The 19,981-nt window shown below is 36.1% G+C and carries 16 protein-coding genes; all 16 read left to right on the top strand.

What is annotated here, in order from left to right; all coding sequences use genetic code 11:
- Positions 1-192: 192 nt before the first annotated feature.
- Entirely contained in the window at positions 193-1,149 is a 957-nt protein-coding gene (locus tag ACTYA4_RS10040) for a polysaccharide deacetylase family protein (RefSeq protein ID WP_443481362.1), read from the top strand.
- A gap of 226 nt (positions 1,150-1,375) precedes the next feature.
- Positions 1,376-2,614: a M16 family metallopeptidase gene (locus tag ACTYA4_RS10035; RefSeq protein ID WP_443481361.1), complete on the top strand. Its 1,239-nt coding sequence runs from the start codon at positions 1,376-1,378 to the stop codon at positions 2,612-2,614.
- A gap of 99 nt (positions 2,615-2,713) precedes the next feature.
- Complete coding sequence (locus ACTYA4_RS10030) at positions 2,714-2,959, top strand: YlmC/YmxH family sporulation protein (protein WP_443481360.1); 246 nt, start codon at positions 2,714-2,716, stop codon at positions 2,957-2,959.
- A gap of 522 nt (positions 2,960-3,481) precedes the next feature.
- Positions 3,482-4,381, top strand: coding sequence for a dipicolinic acid synthetase subunit A (gene dpaA, locus ACTYA4_RS10025; protein WP_443481359.1), 900 nt, complete (start codon positions 3,482-3,484; stop codon positions 4,379-4,381).
- Positions 4,382-4,386: 5 nt separating this feature from the next.
- Positions 4,387-4,980, top strand: coding sequence for a dipicolinate synthase subunit B (gene dpaB, locus ACTYA4_RS10020; RefSeq protein ID WP_443481358.1), 594 nt, complete (start codon positions 4,387-4,389; stop codon positions 4,978-4,980).
- Positions 4,981-5,324: 344 nt separating this feature from the next.
- The gene (gene asd, locus ACTYA4_RS10015; protein WP_443481357.1) at positions 5,325-6,374 is read left to right on the top strand and encodes an aspartate-semialdehyde dehydrogenase; all 1,050 of its coding nucleotides are present in this window, start codon (positions 5,325-5,327) and stop codon (positions 6,372-6,374) included.
- 515 nt (positions 6,375-6,889) lie between these two features.
- Positions 6,890-8,116 (top strand): aspartate kinase, encoded by a 1,227-nt coding sequence (dapG, locus tag ACTYA4_RS10010; protein ID WP_443481356.1) that lies wholly within the window; start codon positions 6,890-6,892, stop codon positions 8,114-8,116.
- A 41-nt stretch (positions 8,117-8,157) separates the two neighbouring features.
- On the top strand, positions 8,158-9,021 hold the full coding sequence (gene dapA, locus ACTYA4_RS10005; protein ID WP_443481355.1) for a 4-hydroxy-tetrahydrodipicolinate synthase: 864 nt from the start codon (positions 8,158-8,160) through the stop codon (positions 9,019-9,021).
- 344 nt (positions 9,022-9,365) lie between these two features.
- Positions 9,366-10,703 (top strand): cation:dicarboxylate symporter family transporter, encoded by a 1,338-nt coding sequence (locus tag ACTYA4_RS10000; RefSeq protein ID WP_443481354.1) that lies wholly within the window; start codon positions 9,366-9,368, stop codon positions 10,701-10,703.
- Between the two features lie 371 nt (positions 10,704-11,074).
- Positions 11,075-12,406 carry an amino acid permease gene (locus ACTYA4_RS09995; protein ID WP_443481353.1) on the top strand — a complete coding sequence of 444 codons (1,332 nt, stop codon included), beginning with the start codon at positions 11,075-11,077 and terminating at the stop codon, positions 12,404-12,406.
- A gap of 637 nt (positions 12,407-13,043) precedes the next feature.
- Positions 13,044-14,768: a ribonuclease J gene (locus ACTYA4_RS09990; protein ID WP_443481352.1), complete on the top strand. Its 1,725-nt coding sequence runs from the start codon at positions 13,044-13,046 to the stop codon at positions 14,766-14,768.
- Positions 14,769-15,246: 478 nt separating this feature from the next.
- Complete coding sequence (locus tag ACTYA4_RS09985) at positions 15,247-15,987, top strand: ClpP family protease (RefSeq protein ID WP_443481351.1); 741 nt, start codon at positions 15,247-15,249, stop codon at positions 15,985-15,987.
- A complete protein-coding gene (locus ACTYA4_RS09980) occupies positions 15,984-16,196 on the top strand; it encodes a YlzJ-like family protein (protein WP_443481350.1) in 213 nt (70 codons plus the stop codon). Before ACTYA4_RS09985 ends, ACTYA4_RS09980 begins: the two co-directional genes overlap by 4 nt.
- Positions 16,197-16,358: 162 nt before the next feature.
- The gene (locus tag ACTYA4_RS09975) at positions 16,359-18,695 is read left to right on the top strand and encodes a DNA translocase FtsK (protein WP_443481508.1); all 2,337 of its coding nucleotides are present in this window, start codon (positions 16,359-16,361) and stop codon (positions 18,693-18,695) included.
- Positions 18,696-18,973: 278 nt separating this feature from the next.
- On the top strand, positions 18,974-19,726 hold the full coding sequence (locus ACTYA4_RS09970; RefSeq protein ID WP_443481349.1) for a GntR family transcriptional regulator: 753 nt from the start codon (positions 18,974-18,976) through the stop codon (positions 19,724-19,726).
- Between the two features lie 48 nt (positions 19,727-19,774).
- Positions 19,775-19,981: BMP family ABC transporter substrate-binding protein (locus ACTYA4_RS09965; RefSeq protein WP_443481348.1), on the top strand; the 207-nt coding region annotated here is incomplete at its 3' end.

Below are 19,981 nucleotides of genomic sequence, written 5' to 3'. Positions count from 1 at the left end.
TTTTGTGAAAATGGGGACAGAGCCCCGGCCTTTATTTATTTTAGAGTCTGCCATTACTTATCCTTCTTTCCATACATACAATGTTTTGAGGGGAAATCAAGCTAGTTTCTATACTGAGACGGGCAGTAAATCCTCAATTTCGTTCTACCTTGTCCTTTTTGCACATAATTATGTAAAAAGGGGGGAGAACGTATGAAAAAAGCGATTCCTTTAATAGGTTTATTACTAGTTTCTTGGATCATTGTAAATAATCCTTTGTCAAATACATATGTAGCTAGTTTAAAAAGTAACAGTGTACTAGTTGGTGCGAATAAAAATGAACTATATGAAGAAATTAGCAAGAAAGCGGATGATTTTCGCATCGAACCAGAGGATGCAAAACTAGACCCAGTGTGGAAAGCAATCCCAGGTATAAACGGATTAGAGGTAAATGTAGATGCATCTTATCATAAAATGAAAGATTCCGGAAAATTTAATAAAAAAAACCTTGTATTTAAACAAATAAGACCATCCGTTCATTTAAAGGATTTGCCCCCATCCCCAATTTACAAAGGAAATCCAAATAAACAAATGGTATGCTTTATTATTAATGTTGCATGGGGAAATGAATATTTGCCGGATATGTTAGCAATATTAAAAAAACATCATGTGAAAGCGAGCTTTTTTTTAGAAGGAAGATGGACGCAGAAAAATCCTGACTTAGCAAAAATGATCGTGGAAGCAGGAAATGAAGTCGGAAATCATTCTTATACCCATCCTGATATGAGCAAAATCAGTTCTGAGCAAATAAAAGAGGAAATTACGAAAACAAATGAAGTGATAGAGGCAACAACTGGTAAGGCAGTAACCTGGTTTGCTCCACCAAGTGGAAGTTATAATATGGAAACAGTCAAAATAGCGAATAATTACAAATTAGGAACGCTTATGTGGTCGATTGATACGATCGATTGGCAAAAACCAGCACCAAATGTGTTGATCCATCGAGTGGTCGGAAAAGTGCATAATGGGGCCATGATTTTAATGCATCCAACCGCATCAACAGCAAGTGCATTAGAAAGTTTAATCGTACAAATACAAGCAAAAGGTTTAGAAATTAACACCGTATCTGAAATGTTAAGTGAAGAAAGAAATGTAGTAGTTGCCAAATAAGATACAGTGATAGCAGTTATTTTTCATCCTAGCAGAATGTGGTTTTCTCGAATTAGATACTGTCCATCTACAGCGTACAGGAAACACTAGTAGCGCTCTTAATCAGCCAGCAGCAACTAGTGTACATTGGCATTTCGAACCAAACATTGGTAAAAATAATAGGAATAAGATATACTAGCAATCGCATAAGCTTATATAATTGGCAAATAGAACAGGAGGAACCTTCATGATAAAGAGATATACTTGCCAAAATGGAGTTCGAATTGTATTAGAAAATATACCGACCGTTCGTTCAGTTGCAATTGGTGTATGGATTGGAACAGGGTCTCGTAATGAGGATGAAAAAAATAATGGTGTTTCTCATTTTTTAGAGCATATGTTATTTAAAGGAACAAAAACAAAAAATGCTAGAGAAATCGCAGAATCTTTTGACAGTATCGGTGGTCAAGTAAATGCGTTTACTTCAAAAGAATATACTTGTTATTATGCGAAAGTGTTGGACACTCACTGTAATATTGCGTTAGAAGTGCTTGCAGATATGTTTTTTAACTCAATATTTGAAGAAGGAGAGTTAAATAAAGAAAAAAATGTTGTGTATGAAGAAATAAAAATGTATGATGATACACCTGACGATATCGTTCATGATCTGTTAAGTCAAGCAGTGTTTGAAAGACATCCATTAGGTTATCCGATCTTAGGAACTGAAAAAACATTGGCAACCTTTAATGGAGATACATTAAGACAGTATATGCATGAGCATTATACGCCTGAAAATGTAGTTATCTCTATTGCTGGCAATATATCTGAATCCTTTATAATGGAAGTAGAAAAGTATTTTGGTCATTATGAAGCTGGAAAAAGTGAACTTTTAATCAATAAACCGAAGTTCCATGTAAGCAAGCTTTCAAGAAAAAAAGAGACAGAACAAGCACATCTTTGTTTAGGATATGAAGGGTTAAAAGTTGGTCATGAAGATATGTACAGCCTAATTACTTTAAATAATATTTTAGGCGGAAGTATGAGCAGCAGACTGTTTCAAGACGTAAGGGAACAAAAAGGGCTTGCTTATTCCATTTTCTCTTATCATTCTGGATTTCAGGATAGTGGAATTGTTACTATTTATGGCGGTACTGGTGCAAAGCAATTAGATGATTTATATGAAACTATACAAACAACATTAGAAAACTTAAAGAGAGATGGAATTACAACAAAAGAATTAATCAATAGTAAAGAGCAATTAAAAGGAAGTTTAATGTTAAGTCTTGAAAGTACGAACAGTCGAATGAGCCGTAATGGGAAAAATGAATTGATGTTAGGAAAACATCGTTCATTAGACGAAATGGTTAATCAGATTGATCAAGTTTCAATAGAAGCTGTTAATAAAATGGCGCAGCAAATTTTTAATGATACGTTTTCTGTCTCTCTTATCAGTCCAGACGGTATTCTGCCAAAATCTATACAGTAGCAAGTAATTAAAAACAACAAAAATTCTACTGCTAGCTAGTCTAAAAAACTGCTCCGAATAATAGGATAAATGAAGAATGTTATAGAAGGAGACAAAACAATGAGATTAAGTGAACTTAGTGGAAAAGAAATTGTTGATGTTAAAAATGCAGCTAGATTAGGTGTTTTAGGACAAACAGATTTAGAAATTAATGAAAAAGATGGACAAATAAAAACGTTGTTAATTCCTTCATTAAAATGGTTTGGTCTGAAAAGAAGTGGCAGCGAATTAAGAGTGCCCTGGTCTCATATAAAAAAAATTGGAAACGATATGATCATCATCGATATTCCTGAAAAAAACGAATGAGAGTTTTTCATAAGAGAAAAAGCAATTAAAGGTATGATAACAGTTGGCTTATTGCTTTTCTATTCTTATGAAGCTCTCTTTTTTTGTTTAATCTTCATTTTAATCCCCCTTTGGATACTCTTCCCATATCCATAATGAAATTCCGCTCCAAATGATTATGCGAAATAATAGTTAAAATCGTATGTAATATGTAGAAAAAATGACCATTAGAAGGGAATTTTTCTACCCGCTAATTTTATCCTCCTTTGGTGATTTTCAAAGTGATTAGTTTTAGTAGATCCTCTCTTTTACCTTCCTTAAAGTAAATTCCTTTATGTTTTTTCCGCAAATTAACGAAAGCAACTCACCGAAAGGGCTGTTATCACATAAGATGTTGAAGTAATGAATAATTAGTTATTAGAGAATATTCAAAAAGTCACTAAATGATAAGCGGCGAATCTCTTCGTTGGCCAGCTTCTCATTTGTTCCCTTTTTGAACACATATTTTTAGTGGATTTTTATAAAAAGAAGGTGAAATGATTGATGCTGACAGGGGTGAATGTCGCTGTTATCGGCGGTGATGCGAGACAGCTTGAAATTGTAAGGAAATTAACAGAGCAACATGCATTACTTTCTTTAATTGGTTTTGAACAACTAGATCATGCCTTTACTGGTGCTACGAAAGAAAAGATCGAAAGCGTAGATTTTTCAAATGTGGATGCTATTATTCTGCCTGTAAAAGGAACAGACCTTGACGGACAGGTAGATACGATTTTTTCGAATGAAGAGGTTTTTTTAACAGAGAAAATGTTACAAAAAACTCCAGCCCATTGCATCGTTTATTCCGGCATTACCAATCAATATTTAAATAGCATCACAGCAAATGCAAACCGCTCATTAGTACAGTTATTTAATCGAGACGATGTAGCTATTCTTAATTCTATTCCAACAGTCGAGGGTACGATCATGATGGCAATACAGCATACAGATACAACCATTCATGGTTCCAATCTGATCGTTTTAGGACTTGGACGTGTAGGAATGAGTGTTGCCAGAACGTTTCATGCACTAGGTGCTAAAGTGAAGGTAGCTGTAGCTGCGAACCAAAGTGATCATTTGGCAAGAATCTTTGAAATGGGATTAACTCCTGTGCTATTAGAGAACTTAGAAGAAGCTGTTGGAAATATTGATATGTGTATCAACACTATTCCACATTTAGTGGTGACCTCCTCTGTTATTGAAAAAATGCCATTAAATACGTTGATTATCGACCTTGCCTCAAAGCCAGGGGGAACGGATTTTCACTATGCAGAAAAAAGAGGCGTGAAGGCTCTTTTAGCACCTAGTTTACCTGGTATAGTTGCCCCTAAAACAGCTGGAAACATCCTTGCAGAAGTACTTTCGCAATTAATACAAGAGGAGCTACAAAAGGGAAAGGAGTAGGCAGAATGAGCTTAAAAGAGAAAAGAATTGGGTTTGGCATTTCTGCATCACATTGTACGTATGCAGAAGTATTTCCACAAATTGAGGAATTAGTCGGCTTGGGAGCAGATGTCGTCCCAGTTGTAACGGGAAATGTGCAAAACACAGATACTCGTTTTGGAAAAGGGTTAGAGTGGATTAGCAAAGTGGAAGAAATAACAGGAAATGCGACAATTGATACAATCGTAAAAGCAGAGCCGCTTGGACCAAAAATCCCATTAGATTGTATGGTGATTGCACCTTTAACTGGAAACAGCATGAGTAAATTTGCAAATGCGATGACAGACAATGCAGTGTTGATGGCAGCAAAAGCAACGTTACGCAATCAAAAACCTGTTGTGTTGGGGATTTCAACTAATGATGCACTTGGATTAAATGGTGTAAACTTAATGCGGTTAATGGCTACAAAAAATATTTATTTTATTCCGTTTGGCCAAGATGATCCAATTAAAAAACCTAATTCGATGGTAGCAAGAATGTCGATGCTCTCAGAAACAATTGAATATGCATTAGATAGCAAACAAATCCAACCTGTTATTATTGAAAAATTTCAAGATTAATAAGAAAAGCGGAATCGCCTTGATCAGCCCCAAAGAAAAATGTTCACATGACTCAAAAAGTGTTTTTTTACTTTTAGAGGCATGAGGTTATTTTTCACAGGGGCTAGGCGTTGGAGCTGGATCAAAGAAAAGCGGAATCGCACAGCTCTGAAGCTACATTAACGAAAAAATTGTAACATTTGATTTCTGGTTTTTCTCACTTTTTTGGATGTTTCAGAAAAAAAGGTTCTGTTCTTATGGCTTGAATATGTTAAAATATATAATATTCATGATGGCGGCGAGTATGTCGCCGTCATATTATATCATATAGAGAATTTTTCACCTGGAAGGGGAGCCTTATTAAAATGGAGCAAAAAAAAGGATTTAACGTAGCAGTAGTAGGAGCAACTGGAGCAGTAGGTCAACAAATGATCAAAACATTAGAAAGCAGAGATTTTCCAATTTCGACATTAACTCTTTTGTCTTCTAAGCGTTCAGCTGGGACAAAGGTTACTTATAAAGGTAAGGAAGTCACAGTACAAGAAGCGAAGCCAGAAAGTTTTAAAGGAATAGATATCGCATTATTTAGTGCAGGTGGAAGCGTTTCGAAAGAGTTGGCACCACATGCAGTGGAACATGGAGCAATTGTAGTAGATAACACAAGCGCTTTCCGTATGGATGAAAATGTACCATTAGTAGTTCCTGAAGTAAATGAAGAAGACTTATTTAAACATAATGGAATTATTGCCAATCCAAACTGTTCTACCATTCAAATGGTTGTGGCACTACAGCCGCTTAAAGAAAAATATGGCCTTTCAAAAGTATTAGTTTCTACTTATCAAGCAGTTTCTGGTTCGGGTGCTGCTGCAGTTGAAGAGCTGAACACTCAAACACAGGCAATCATTAATAAGGAAAGCTTTGAGCCGAAAATTTTACCAGTAAAAAGTGATAAAAAGCATTATCAAATTGCTTTTAATGCGGTTCCACAAATTGATGTTTTTACTGACAATGGCTTTACTTATGAAGAAATGAAAATGATTAATGAAACAAAAAAAATTATGCATGACGGTGAGCTAAAAGTAGCTGCAACATGTGTACGTATACCTGTAGCAACTGGTCACTCTGAATCTGTATATGTGGAATTAAAAGATGAAAATGTTACGGTTTCAGAAATTAAAGATTTATTATCAGCAGCACCAGGAGTTGTTTTACAAGATGAACCTGAAAATCAAATTTATCCAATGCCTGCAGATTGTGTTGGCTTAAATGATGTTTTTGTAGGTCGCATCCGAAAAGACTTAGATGCTGAGAATGGTTTCCATATGTGGATCGTTTCTGATAACTTATTAAAGGGTGCTGCGTGGAATTCTGTTCAAATCGCTGAAAGTTTAGTGAAATTAGGAATTGTAAAATAAGAAAAGCGCAAGCGCCCTTGCTCATCGACAGAAAAAGGTGAGTTCCACAGGATGTGGATCACACAATCGTTGCCACAGGACGTGGCGGTTTTAGATTGTGTACCTTACAGTGAGATAAAGGAAACACGAAGAGCGTAGCGATTCGATGTTGACTTATCGTAGACGAGGTGAGGGAAGCGTTGAAGTCGATAGGGAGCTGGAGCTAGACACCCATCAGACTTCAGAAAACTTATGCTTTCTTATCTTTTAAAAAAAGCACCAAGGAAAGTAGCAACAAATTGGTACTCTCTGCTTAAAATATAAATAGATGGATTGTTTTTTCTATAAGAATGTTTTACTTCCTTAAGAAGAAACAGTCTAAACTATTTATATGAAAAGAAGAAGAGGGTCTATACAGCCAAGGGCAGGTTCTTACTAAATGAATATTGAATAGCGTATTCGTTTATTTGGGATTCTGTCTAGATTAGAAGAACCCTCATAGAAAGCACTTGATAAAGTGTATAGAGGTGTTTGAGATGAAAATAATGGTTCAAAAGTTCGGCGGAACATCGGTGCGAGATTTAAAGTCCAGAGAACAGGCAAAAGAACATATTCAAGATGCATTGTCACAAGGGTATAAAGTGGTAGTGGTCGTTTCAGCAATGGGGCGTAAAGGCGAACCTTATGCAACCGATACGTTGTTATCTCTTGTTGGAGGAGCAGATAACAAACTAAGCAAAAGGGAAAACGATTTACTTTTATCTTGTGGGGAAATTATCTCCAGTGTAGTTTTTACTCAATTATTAATAGAAAACAACATCAAGGCTACTGCATTAACAGGGGCACAAGCTGGTTTTTTAACGAATGGCGATTATAATCAAGCAAGAATTATCGAAATGGATTGTTCTCGTGTTCAAAAAGAATTGGAAACAAATGATGTTGTTGTAGTTGCAGGATTTCAAGGAGCTGCTCCTAATGGAGATACGACTACTTTAGGTAGAGGCGGAAGCGATACATCCGCTGCCGCATTAGGAGCTGCCTTACATGCGAAAGTAATAGATATTTTTACAGATGTCGAAGGTATTATGACTGCAGATCCTCGTATTGCTGAAAATGCAAGGCCGTTAACTGTTGTAACCTATACAGAAGTTTGCAATATGGCATATCAAGGGGCGAAAGTCATTCATCCTAGAGCTGTTGAAATTGCTATGCAAGCGAAAGTTCCTATCCGAATACGATCAACTTATTCTAAGGGGCTTGGAACACTTGTTACATCAATCGCTTCAGATAAAATGGGAAGTGATATTAAAGAAAGACCGGTGACAGGGATAGCTCATGTGGCACCTGTAACACAATTAAAGGTATTTGCAAAAAAGGAACAGTATGATTTGCAAGAACATGTATTTAAAGCGATGGCTAATGAAGAAATTAGCGTTGATTTTATCAATATATCTCCTAACAGTGTTGTGTATACAGTAACAGATGAAATGACCACAAAAGCAATTTCTGTACTAGATCAAATGGGCTATGAACCAGTTGTAGAAAAAGAATGTGCAAAGGTTTCCGTTGTTGGTGCTGGTATGGCTGGAGTCCCAGGGATAACCTTTAAAATTGTCACGGCATTGTCGAAACAAGGAATTCGCATTCTACAATCTGCTGATAGTCATACGACCATTTGGGTACTTGTAAAGCAGGAGGATTTAAAAAAAGCAGTAAATGTTTTACACGCTGCATTTGAATTAGAAAAAGAAACGTTACAATAAAACACAACAACTAGATTGAAAATGAGAATAGGAGTGGAACGATGGGTTTATTTGGTAGGGTATCAACGGCCATGATCACACCATTTGATGCAAAGGGACATATTGATTTTCCGAAAACTACACAGTTAATTAATCATTTGTTAGAGAATGGAACAGATTCAATTGTAGTAGCAGGTACAACAGGTGAATCTCCAACATTGTCTAAACAAGAAAAGATTGCGTTGTTTAAACATGTGGTAGCAGTAGTGGAAAAGAGAGTGCCAGTAATTGCAGGAACAGGTAGTAATAACACCTATGATTCCATCGAGTTAACGAAACAAGCAGAACAAATTGGCGTAGACGCTGTTATGGTAGTAGGCCCATACTATAACAAGCCAAATCAAGAAGGAATATACCAGCATATTAAAGCTGTCGCTGAAAGTACAACACTTCCAGTTTTAATGTATAATATTCCAGGACGTTCTGTCGTCAATATTGAACCAGAAACTATTATTCGTTTATCAAAGGTCGACAATATTGTTGCAGTAAAAGAGGCTAGCGGCGATTTAAATGCTATGACGAAAATTATTGCAGAAACAGCGGATGACTTCTTCGTATACAGCGGTGATGACAGCTTAACATTGCCACTATTGTCTATTGGAGGAAATGGAATTATTTCGGTTGCTTCCCATGTAATAGGAAATGAAATGCAAGAAATGATCGCAGCATATCTTGATGGAAGTATAGAAAAAGCGGCAAAACTTCATCAACAATTACTTCCACTTATGAATGAGTTGTTTATGGCACCAAACCCTGTGCCAGTAAAAACAGCTCTTCAATTAAAAGGTATGGATGTAGGATCGGTAAGATTGCCATTAGTGCCGTTAACAGAGGATGAGCGTACAAAACTAGCTTCCTTCTTATAGAGGATGTTCAAAAAGGCACCAAACTAAAGCTGGGAGTTCTCTTCGTTAGCTTCTAATTTGTTACCTTTTAGAACATGTACTTATAAGAATACACACAAAAAACCAACTATTTTACATAATAGTTGGTTTTTTTGTGTGGGAAAATTGTTGAAAACGAACATTTCCTAAAAAAAGTCATTTTAATATTCAGAAAATCTCCTTATTTTTTAGTTAATTTGACTAGCTTCTTTTCGTTATTTTAGTAAAAGTTAACAATGACATGTTCTTATATTTTACGTTATGATGTTAAAAAAGATAACGTATTAATTTTTTCTAGTATTAAAGAGAAAAAGGGGAGAATGGTGATGAAAAATGAAGGTATGTTAAAAGCAAAGAAACCATTTTACAAAGGCATGTTGCTTCAAATTATGGTGGCGATTGTAGCTGGGATTTTAGTTGGTTATTTATGGCCTGCTTTTGGGACTGCTGTAAAACCGATTGGAGATGGCTTTATTAAGCTGATCAAAATGATCATCGCACCGCTTATTTTTGGTGTTGTTGTTGTTGGGATTGCAAATGTAGGCAATATAAAAACGGTTGGTAAAATTGGTGGGAAAACGATTTTATATTTTGAGATTGTCACCACTTTTGCTTTAATTATCGGAATGGTTGTTGCGAATTTAATGAATCCTGGTGCAGGGTTAAACATTGATCCATCTACACTAAGCACAAGTGATGTAGAAGCAAAAACAGGTGGTTCACAATTGCCGAGCGAAGGTGATTTTTTCCTTAATATGATCCCTGATAGTGCTGTTGGCGCGTTTGCGAATAATTCTATGCTTCAAGTTTTGTTAATCTCTTGTTTATTTGGATTTGCAGTAGTGCATATTGGCGGACGTACTTCTGAATTGCTCATTAATGTGTTGGAAAATGTCAATAAAGTTCTTTTCAAAATTATGGGCTATATTATGCAGCTGACGGTTCTTGCAACATTCAGTGCGATGGCTTTTGCAGTAAGTCAATATGGACTGAACACTTTAGCATCTTTCGGAAAACTTTTCGTCGCTATGACGGTAGCATGTTTAGCATTTGTTGTTGTATTAGCAATTATTTTTAGAATATTCTTAGGTTTAAGTTTATGGAAATTAATTAAATATATTAGTGAAGAAATTATGCTTTCTTTTGCAACTGGATCTACTGAAGCGGTTATGCCGCAGTTAATGAATAAATTTGAACAAGCAGGCTGTAACAAAGCCGTTGTTGGACTAGTGGTTCCTACTGGGTATTCTTTTAATCTGGACGGCGCTTCCATTTATTTATCGATTGCGCTTGTGTTTTTAGCGCAGGCAACTGGAGTTGATTTAACTTACGGAGATCAGTTATTAATGCTTGGTGTACTATTGCTAACTTCTAAAGGGATGGCCGGTATTCCAGGTTCCGCTTTTGTTGCGTTATCGGCAACAGCTGCAGCGACAGGTAACATTCCAATTGCTGCGGTGGCATTAATGTTAGCTCCTGACCGTTTTATGGGGAATTATCGTACAACAGTAAATATCATCGGTTATGCAGTAGCTACATTCTTTATCGCAAACTGGGAAAAACTGCTTGATAAAGAACGTGCAAAAGGTGTACTGGATGGAACAATCAGCATTGAACGTGAAGAAAATTCAAGCGATTATCAACCATCTGCAAAAGCACAATAAATAGTTCTATAACGAAAAACCTAAATAACGGATAGCCGTTATTTAGGTTTTTTTTGAAAGATAAGAAAGTATAAAATTTCGAACGTAGTTTAGTGTCTAGCTTCGGCGCCTAGCCCCTGTGAAAGATAACCTCTTGCCTCTAAAAGTAAAAAATACTTTTTGAGTCAAGAGAACATTTTTCTTCGGGGCTGAGCAAGGCGCCTGCGCTTTTCTTAATGGTGTGCTGTTAGTTTTCCTGACAAAAAAATCTTGTTTATCCAAGAGTATTCCTTTATCATAAAAAACGTATTATATATATTTTACGACATATTAATCGTTCTTTTCTATGTGTAAAAAAAATGAATACAGAATTTCATATCATGGAGGAAAAAATGGCAACTACTCATACGTTACAAAAGAAATTACTGCCAAGACATATTAGTTTAATGGCTATGGGCGGTGCAATTGGTACAGGGATATTTAAAGGAAGTGCAGAAACCGTTTCACTTGCAGGACCCGGTGTTGTGGCTGCATATGTGTTTGCAGGGTTATTGCTGCTTGTTGTAATGGCAGCGATTGCAGAGATGGCAATGGTTTATCCAAATACAAATATGAAGGGCTTTATTCAAAAGGCTTTTGGAAAAAGAATGTCGTTTATTATCGGGTGGCTGTATTGTATTATGTGGCTTGTTGTTTGCATCATTGAGGTTGTTGTTGCTGGAAGTTTCTTGCAGTACTGGCTTCCGTCTATCCCTTTATGGCTGCTAAGTTTAGGCTGTACAGTGCTATTGATCGGCGTAAATATGTTGAATGTAAAGAATTATGGAGAATTTGAATTTTGGTTTGCTGGTATTAAAATTGGTATGATTATTCTTTTTATTATATTAGGTGCTTGTATTCTTTTTGGCATTATTCCAAGCGGACAAACCAACTATGTAGACAACTTTATCAACCACGGCGGCTTTTTTCCAAATGGATGGACATCTATTTTTGCTGCCTTGCTTATTGTGATGTTTTCATATGGTGGTTCTGAATTAATCGGTGTTACTGTAACAGAAACCAAAGACGCAGAGCGTGTTCTTCCAAAGGTGATTAAAAGCTTTATTTTCCGAATCGTTTTATTTTATACGGTACCCATTTTGGTTATTTGCGGTCTGATTCCTTGGAATGAATTAAGCGACCAATCCAGTCCCTTTGTTCAAGTATTATCGATGACAGGAATTCAAGGAGCAGATCATGTCATAAATTTTATCTTGATTATTGCGGTGCTTTCAGCGGCAAACTCTGGCATATACGGATGTACAAGAATGATGTATTCATTAGCAGCTGAAGGAGAAGCTCCTAAAGCTTTTGCCAAAGTTTCGAAAAATGGTGTGCCGATCTATAGTTTAATCGTGACATCCATTGTCTTGCTGCTAGGTTCAATTATTGCATTAATTGCACAAAATCAAGTATTTACCTTATTAATGGCGTTTCCAGGATTTATTGTATCATTAGTTTGGATCAGCATCTGTATAGCACAAATAAAGCTGAGAAATTCTTATCCAGTTAAGCCAAGTTTTCAAATTTGGGGATTTCCTTATATAACAGCGTTGACTGCTGTAGCATTAAGTGTTATTTGTATTACATTTGTACTAAATGATGCAAACCGGATTAGCATTATTGCATGTTTAATTGTTTTAGCCATATTAATTTTTATTTCTATTTTTAAATTTAAAAAATAAAGGCAGTTTTCTCAAAGTTTGTTGTTTTTTACATAAAAAATGGGAGAAGAAGTACACAGCAGAATGAATACACGTAGACTCCTGTGGGAATGCGAGAAAGACGAGACCCCACAGGAGCGTATGCGACGGCACTGAAAAAGTGTTTTATTAGATATAATTATAGGTGAAACACTTAAATTTATTAGGGTAAAAATGGTATAGAGAGTTTGAAAACGACTATCATTTTGGTAAGCCTCGGAAAACCAAACGAAAACCTCTTCGTTGCTTGGATTGTCACTACCTATATTTTATAGTATTCACTTTTTCAGTGGCCTCAGCGTATGCGACGAGGAGGCTCGTCGCTCGCTAAACGGACGAAGTGTATTCAGTCTGCGGGTTTAAAAGCAACAATCTATACGAAAACAGCCAAAATAATAAAAAAGGTGCCCTGCTAGTTATGTTTCTTCACAAGCAAAAGGAGTTTCAAACTAAGTAGGCACCTTTTTTGTGTTGAATAACCATTTATTTTGATGAATCAAAATGAAAAAAACAAAGAAATTTTTTCCTTATATTGGATATATTCTGTTTTAGTATAAAGGAATATATTAAATTGTTGTAAACTTTTTCTAACTTAAAGTATAATAGTCATAACTGATCAATGGTCGGCCTAACTCAACATAGGAGGAAACAAAAAGTGAAGAAAAATGAAAAGATAAAGCTGGTCGCCCTCGGAGGAGTAGGGGAGAACGGGAAAAATATGTTTGTAGTCGAAGTGGATGAAGACATATTTGTAATTGACGCTGGCTTAATGTATCCACAAAATGAAATGCTTGGAATCGACATCGTTGTACCAGATATTACTTATTTAAAACAAAATGAGGAAAGAGTAAAAGGGATTTTCTTAACACATGGACATGAAGACCATATTGGCGGATTGTCGTATATTTTAAGAGACCTTGATGTACCAGTTTATACGACTCGTTTAACAGCAGAGCTTGCAAAAGAAAAAATGAAGGAACAAGACTTCAAAGGTCAAGCACGATTTGAAATTATCACGTCAGAATCCATTCTTGATTTCTCTTCTGCAACAGTTTCTTTCTTTAAAACCAATCATAGTATTCCTGATAGCATTGCGATTGTTATTCAAACTTCTGAAGGAGCAATCGTCCATACGGGAGATTTTAAATTTGATCAAACTGCAGGAGAGTTATACAAAGCAGAGTATGGTAAAATGGCTCAAATTGGCGATAAAGGTGTGTTATGTTTATTATCTGACAGTACAGATGCAGATAAACCAGGGTATTCTACGTCAGATGCAACGGTAACACAAGAGCTTATTCATTCTTTTTTGCGTACAAAAGGACGAATTATTGCCGCTTGTTTTGCTACTGATTTAAATAGAATTCAACATATTTTTGATGCTGCAGCAAGATCAAATCGCAAAGTTGCCGTAATGGGGAAAAATTTGCAGCGTATTTTAAACATAGCGTTAAAATATAATTATTTATTAGTAGAAGAAAACAGCATTATTTCTATTAATGAAATGCAAGAGTATCCTGCAAATGAATTAGTTATTTTAACAACTGGAACAAAAGGCGAGCCAGTAGAAGCGCTGCAAAAAATGGCAAAGAAAAATCATAAACAAGTATTAATTGGCAAAGGAGATACCGTATTATTTTCTACTAGCACATTGCTTGGAAGCGAAGTATTTGTTTATAAAACAATTGATACGTTATATCGTGCTGGAGCAACTGTGTTATCAGGCAATAAAACATTCAACAGTTCCAATCATGCAAGTCAAGAAGAATTAAAGTTTATGATTAATATGATGAAACCAAAATTCTTTTTGCCGATTCACGGTGAATATCGTGTTTTAAAAGCACATGCAAAACTTGCTGAAGAGTGTGGTATTTCTTCAGAAAATATACACATACCAGAGCACGGCGAATTTATTGAAATGAAAGATGGAAAACTGCGTGTAGGCGGCAAGATTCCTACTGGCAATGTATTAATCGATGGCAGCGGCATTGGCGATGTTGGAAATATTGTGTTAAGGGATCGCAAATTACTTTCTCAAGACGGTATTTTAACTGTTGTTGTTACGTTAAATAAGGCGGAAAGAAAAATATCTGCAGGTCCAGAAATTATTACACGAGGTTTTGTTTACGTAAGGGAGTCAGAAAAATTATTAGAAGAAGCTTCTGACCGTGTAAAAGATATCGTGGAAAAAAGCATCAATAAAGATAGTTTTGATTGGACGGGCATTAAACAAGATATTCGTGATATGCTCAATCAATTTTTATATGAAAAAACAAAGCGCCGACCAATGATTCTTCCGATTATTATGGAAGTAAAGACAATGAAAAAAGTAGAAAAAAGCTGATAAAAAAGCATAAACCAACTGATCAATAAAGTATCGGTTGGTTTTTTAGCATGTAATCTTTTTATTGTCTAGCACAAGCAGCCAGTTCTTGTGAAAAATAACCCTTTGCCTCTAAAAGTAAGGCTGTTTTCGTATAGATTGTTGCTTTTAAACTCGCAGCCTGAATACACTTCGCTTTCCGTGGGCGAGCGTCGAGCCTCCTCGTCGCATACGCTCCTGTGGGGTCTCGTCTTTCTCGCATTCCCACAGGAGTCTACGTGTATTCAGTCTGCTGAGTACTTCTTCTCCCATTTATTTACGTAAAAAGCAACAAACGTTGAGAAAATATCCAAAAGTAAAAAGCACTTTTTGAGTCATGTGAACATTTTTCTTCAGAGCTGATCAAGTCGCTTGCGCTTTTCTTAAATGTTCCGCATGAAATTCCTTCTCTAGATTCATACTACCTGTATTAGGATGTTATTTAAGGGGGATTTGACTGATGACAGAATATAATGATCCACATAATACAGAAGAACAACAACCGAAAGAAGATAAGCCATCTGGTTTAATAGAAAAAATTCAAGCGTTGGGGCAAACGAATGTTCCGCAATTATCACAAGATTCAAAAATCCATTGTTTAACGATTGTAGGACAAATTGAAGGACATCTTCAACTGCCTCCACAAAATAAAACAACAAAATATGAACATCTCATTCCGCAAATAGTGGCGATTGAACAAAATCCGAAAATTGAAGGGGTGCTTGTCATTCTCAATACCGTGGGAGGAGATGTCGAGGCAGGACTTGCTATTTCGGAAATGCTGGCATCGTTATCAAAACCAACTGTGTCATTAGTTTTAGGAGGAGGACATTCCATCGGTGTTCCGATTGCCGTATCCTGCGATTATTCCTTTATTGCGGAAACAGCCACGATGACTATTCATCCTATTCGGTTAACAGGACTTGTTATTGGCGTACCGCAAACATTTGAATATTTGGACAAGATGCAAGAAAGAGTCGTAAAATTTGTAACGAAACATAGTAAAATTGGCGAAGAAGAGTTTAAAGATTTAATGTTTGCAAAAGGCAACTTAACTAGAGATATTGGGACAAATGTAATTGGCATGGATGCTGTTACGTCAGGATTGATTGATAGTGTTGGTGGAGTTGGGGAAGCAATGACGAAATTAAACGAATTGATTGATTTGAATAAAGAAGAGAATGAAGGAATGGTACAATGATTATGTATACAATGACCCCACAAGAACTGTTGTTTCCAATCAGCCAAGATAGTTACAAAAAACAGCGTATCATTGATTATAACGGAATTTCTTTATTAGTAGAAAAAAACGAATTAAATGAATACGAAGTACTGCGGATATTAAGTACAGATCCAAATCATTATTTACATGGTCCTGTTCAGCCAGGAGCAAAAATAACCATAATATAATCTGTATTTTTCCAATCTATGATATAATATAGTAACTTCAAAAGAGCAGCCCATTTATCAGGCTGCTCTCCTTGTTTAAAAATATTTCGAAATTATTTTTAAATAGGTTGGATGAAAAGCTTTTGATTGGAAAGCGAAAATTATAAAGCGTTAGGTGATAAAATGGTTAAAAGGAAAAGACGAAGAACACGACAAAAAAAACAACTAAAAACAACCTTAAAGTATGAACTAGGGGCATTAATCATCATCACGCTTGCATGTATATCCATTTTACAGCTTGGAGCTGTTGGAAAGACGATGGTTTTATTTTTCCGTTTTTTTACAGGTGAATGGTATATGTTATGTTTACTTGGCCTCATTGTATATGGTGGTTATTTAATGTGGAAGAGGGAAAAGCCATTTCTTTTTGCTACGAAATTAAATGGAATTTATTTAATTATAAGTTCTATTCTTTTATTAAGCCATGTTACTCTTTTTCAATTGCTGTCTAGTCAAGGAAGGTTTAAAAATCCTAGTGTTATTTATAATACATGGGAGCTTTTTTGGATGGAAGTGAATGGAGAATCCAGTACAACAGATCTTGGCGGCGGCATGATAGGGGCAGTACTTTTTGCCTTGTTTCATTATCTATTTGATACAGCGGGTACAAAGATTATCAGTTTTATTGTCATTATGATTGGTGTCATGCTGTTAACGGGGAAAACAATAAGCGGTGCATTTAGAAAAATGATGCTTGCGATTTGGACATTTATGGTAGATCAATGGAATGCTTTTTTGGACGATATAAAAGAATGGAAAGAAGCATCTAAAGAAAAAAGACAAGCGAAAAAAGAGGAAAAACAAGCAAAAAAAGAACAAGAAAGAGAAAGTCGAGAACAACAGCAGCAGGAAACTACATTAATTGTTAATCCTCCTAGAGATCAGCAAGAGGAAACATACATACCAGAACCAATTATTTCAACATTTGCTGAAAATGCATATCCAGATCAGGTTAGAACAGAAGACGAGCAAACGGACAAGGTGGAAGAAGAAGAAACGGTCGAGCCAATCACTTTTACAGAAATAGAAAATGTAGATTATGAATTGCCTCCACTTAAACTTTTAAAGCTGCCTCGAAAAACTGATCAAAGTGGGGAATATGAGCTAATACATGCCAATGCAGCAAAGTTAGAACGCACTTTTCAAAGCTTTGGTGTGAAAGCAAGAGTAACAGAAGTTCATCTCGGACCAGCTGTTACCAAATACGAAGTGCATCCGGATGTTGGCGTGAAAGTAAGTAAAATTGTAAATTTAAGTGATGATTTAGCGTTGGCATTGGCAGCAAAAGATATTAGAATCGAAGCGCCAATACCTGGAAAATCAGCAATTGGGATAGAAGTTCCAAACTCAGAGGTAGCAGTTGTTTCGTTAAGAGAAGTACTAGAAGGGAGCAAAAATGAAAAAGCAGATTCGAAGCTGATGATTGCATTTGGCCGGGATATTACTGGAAATGCCGTCTCAGCAGAATTAAATAAAATGCCTCATTTGCTCGTCGCAGGTGCTACTGGAAGCGGGAAAAGTGTTTGTATTAATGGCATTATTACAAGCATTTTAATGAGGGCGAAGCCTCATGAAGTAAAAATGATGATGATTGATCCGAAAATGGTAGAATTGAACGTATATAACGGCATCCCCCATTTATTAGCGCCAGTCGTAACCAATCCTAAAAAAGCGTCACAAGCGCTTAAAAAGGTAGTTAGTGAAATGGAACGGCGATATGAGTTATTTTCTCATACTGGAACAAGAAATATTGAAGGATATAATGATTATATTAATCGATATAATGCAGAGGAACAGGAAAAACAGCCGCTCCTACCATACATTGTTGTTATTGTGGATGAGCTTGCTGATTTAATGATGGTTGCTTCTTCAGAAGTGGAAGATGCTATTACTAGACTTGCACAGATGGCGCGTGCTGCCGGTATTCATTTGATTATTGCGACACAAAGACCGTCTGTTGATGTCATTACCGGTGTAATTAAAGCAAATATTCCTTCAAGGATAGCCTTTGCTGTGAGCTCCCAAACAGATTCTAGAACGATTTTAGATATGGGAGGGGCAGAAAAGCTTCTTGGTAGAGGGGACATGCTGTTTTTCCCATATGGTGCAAGCAAACCAGTTAGGGTGCAAGGAGCCTTTTTATCAGATGAAGAAGTGGAAGAAGTAGTAGATTTTGTTATCGCTCAACAAAAGGCTCAATATCAGGAAGAAATGATTCCCGATGAAGTTGCAGAAAAAACCGGGGAAGTGGAAGATGAATTATACGCAGAAGCAGTTGATTTAATTGTAGAAATGCAAACCGCCTCTGTCAGCATGCTGCAAAGACGATTCCGTATTGGATATACAAGGGCAGCAAGGTTAATTGATGAAATGGAAGCAAGAGGGGTTGTTGGTCCGTATGAAGGGAGTAAACCAAGAACCGTGCTTGTACCAAAAGCATCAGAAGAAATGAATTTATAAAACAGTTATTACGACTACCGAAATAGGTTATACTAATAAAAAGATATAATTCCTCACTAAATAGAGGGAAAATATAGAAGTGCGACATCTGGAAAAAGAACAGAAATAAACAAGTAGTTTTGTCATTTTTACAAAATTCCTGTTTGTTTCTGTTTTTTAGACTAAATTCGGCAAACTCTATTTATTTATTGTATAAAAAGTGTTATAGTATTTTCGATTAGTAGGAATGATTGAACATCAGAGGTCTGATGTCTTAGAAAATGTTTGGAGGAGCTCGTATGGTTATCAAGTCCGATACACGACACTTATATTTGCAAGTAGTTGATCGATTAAAAACTGATATTGAACAGGGGATCTACAAAGAAAAAGAAAAATTCCCGTCTGAATTCGAACTTGCAAAAACTTTAGGTGTAAGCAGAGCCACGTTACGAGAGGCTTTACGAACATTAGAAGAAGAAAATGTCATTATCCGAAGACACGGTGTTGGCACATTTGTAAATAGTAAGCCAATGTTTAAATCGGGCATTGAACAATTAAGTAGTGTAACGAATATGATACGACATGCTGGCATGAATCCAGGTACCATTTTTTTAAGCTCAAATACTCAATGTTCTACTGAAGAGGATATTCGTCGTTTTTCTTGTTCTGGAGAGGAAGAACTTCTAGTAATTGAAAGGGTTCGTACATCAAATGGCGAACCGGTAGTTTATTGTTTGGACAAACTGCCGTATAAGATTTTGCCTGAACATATATCTTATGATAATGAGTCGATTTTTCAGCTACTAGAATCTGACATGCAAATACATATTACATACGCTGTTGCTGAAATCGAACCACTTGGTTACCATGAAAAAATTTCTCCTATTCTACAATGTGAACCAGAGACGGCATTGCTCGTATTAAAGCAAATGCATTATGACGAAAATGATGAACCAATTCTTTATTCGGTTAATTACTTTAGGGCAGATAAGTTTAGTTTTCAAGTATTAAGAAAACGCGTTTATTCTGAAAATTCGGGAAAACTATCGTAATGTCATTCTCACTAGGACAAACAAAAACAATATTAGGGGGTACAAACCTTGAAAAAGCGTAAATTAGGTTTAGCGCTGTCTCTAGTACTTGCTGCTGGGACTGTTTTAGGGGCTTGTGGTAAAAAAGATAATAATGAAGGTTCATCTAATAAAGATGCATTTAAAGCTGCAATGGTTACAGATCTTGGTGGTATAGATGATAAATCTTTTAACCAATCTGCATGGGAAGGGCTGCAGGCATTTGGTAAAGAAAAT

The organism is Niallia yueguangensis (assembly GCF_052663115.1).
The sequence above is the reverse complement of the archived record's forward strand: the minus strand, read 5'-3'. Positions and strand labels throughout refer to the sequence as shown.

Bases quoted from the DNA above. Each gene is read 5' to 3' on its own strand.
- ACTYA4_RS09990 (WP_443481352.1), top strand. From the start codon at position 13,044: ATGGTCGGCCTAACTCAACATAGGAGGAAACAAAAAGTGAAGAAAAAT.
- dapA (WP_443481355.1), top strand. From the start codon at position 8,158: ATGGGTTTATTTGGTAGGGTATCAACGGCCATGATCACACCATTTGAT.
- dapG (WP_443481356.1), top strand. From the start codon at position 6,890: ATGAAAATAATGGTTCAAAAGTTCGGCGGAACATCGGTGCGAGATTTA.
- dpaA (WP_443481359.1), top strand. From the start codon at position 3,482: ATGCTGACAGGGGTGAATGTCGCTGTTATCGGCGGTGATGCGAGACAG.
- ACTYA4_RS10035 (WP_443481361.1), top strand. From the start codon at position 1,376: ATGATAAAGAGATATACTTGCCAAAATGGAGTTCGAATTGTATTAGAA.
- ACTYA4_RS09995 (WP_443481353.1), top strand. From the start codon at position 11,075: ATGGCAACTACTCATACGTTACAAAAGAAATTACTGCCAAGACATATT.
- ACTYA4_RS09980 (WP_443481350.1), top strand. From the start codon at position 15,984: ATGATTATGTATACAATGACCCCACAAGAACTGTTGTTTCCAATCAGC.
- dpaB (WP_443481358.1), top strand. From the start codon at position 4,387: ATGAGCTTAAAAGAGAAAAGAATTGGGTTTGGCATTTCTGCATCACAT.
- ACTYA4_RS10040 (WP_443481362.1), top strand. From the start codon at position 193: ATGAAAAAAGCGATTCCTTTAATAGGTTTATTACTAGTTTCTTGGATC.
- asd (WP_443481357.1), top strand. From the start codon at position 5,325: ATGGAGCAAAAAAAAGGATTTAACGTAGCAGTAGTAGGAGCAACTGGA.
- ACTYA4_RS09985 (WP_443481351.1), top strand. From the start codon at position 15,247: ATGACAGAATATAATGATCCACATAATACAGAAGAACAACAACCGAAA.
- ACTYA4_RS09975 (WP_443481508.1), top strand. From the start codon at position 16,359: ATGGTTAAAAGGAAAAGACGAAGAACACGACAAAAAAAACAACTAAAA.
- ACTYA4_RS09970 (WP_443481349.1), top strand. From the start codon at position 18,974: ATGGTTATCAAGTCCGATACACGACACTTATATTTGCAAGTAGTTGAT.
- ACTYA4_RS10000 (WP_443481354.1), top strand. From the start codon at position 9,366: ATGAAAAATGAAGGTATGTTAAAAGCAAAGAAACCATTTTACAAAGGC.
- ACTYA4_RS10030 (WP_443481360.1), top strand. From the start codon at position 2,714: ATGAGATTAAGTGAACTTAGTGGAAAAGAAATTGTTGATGTTAAAAAT.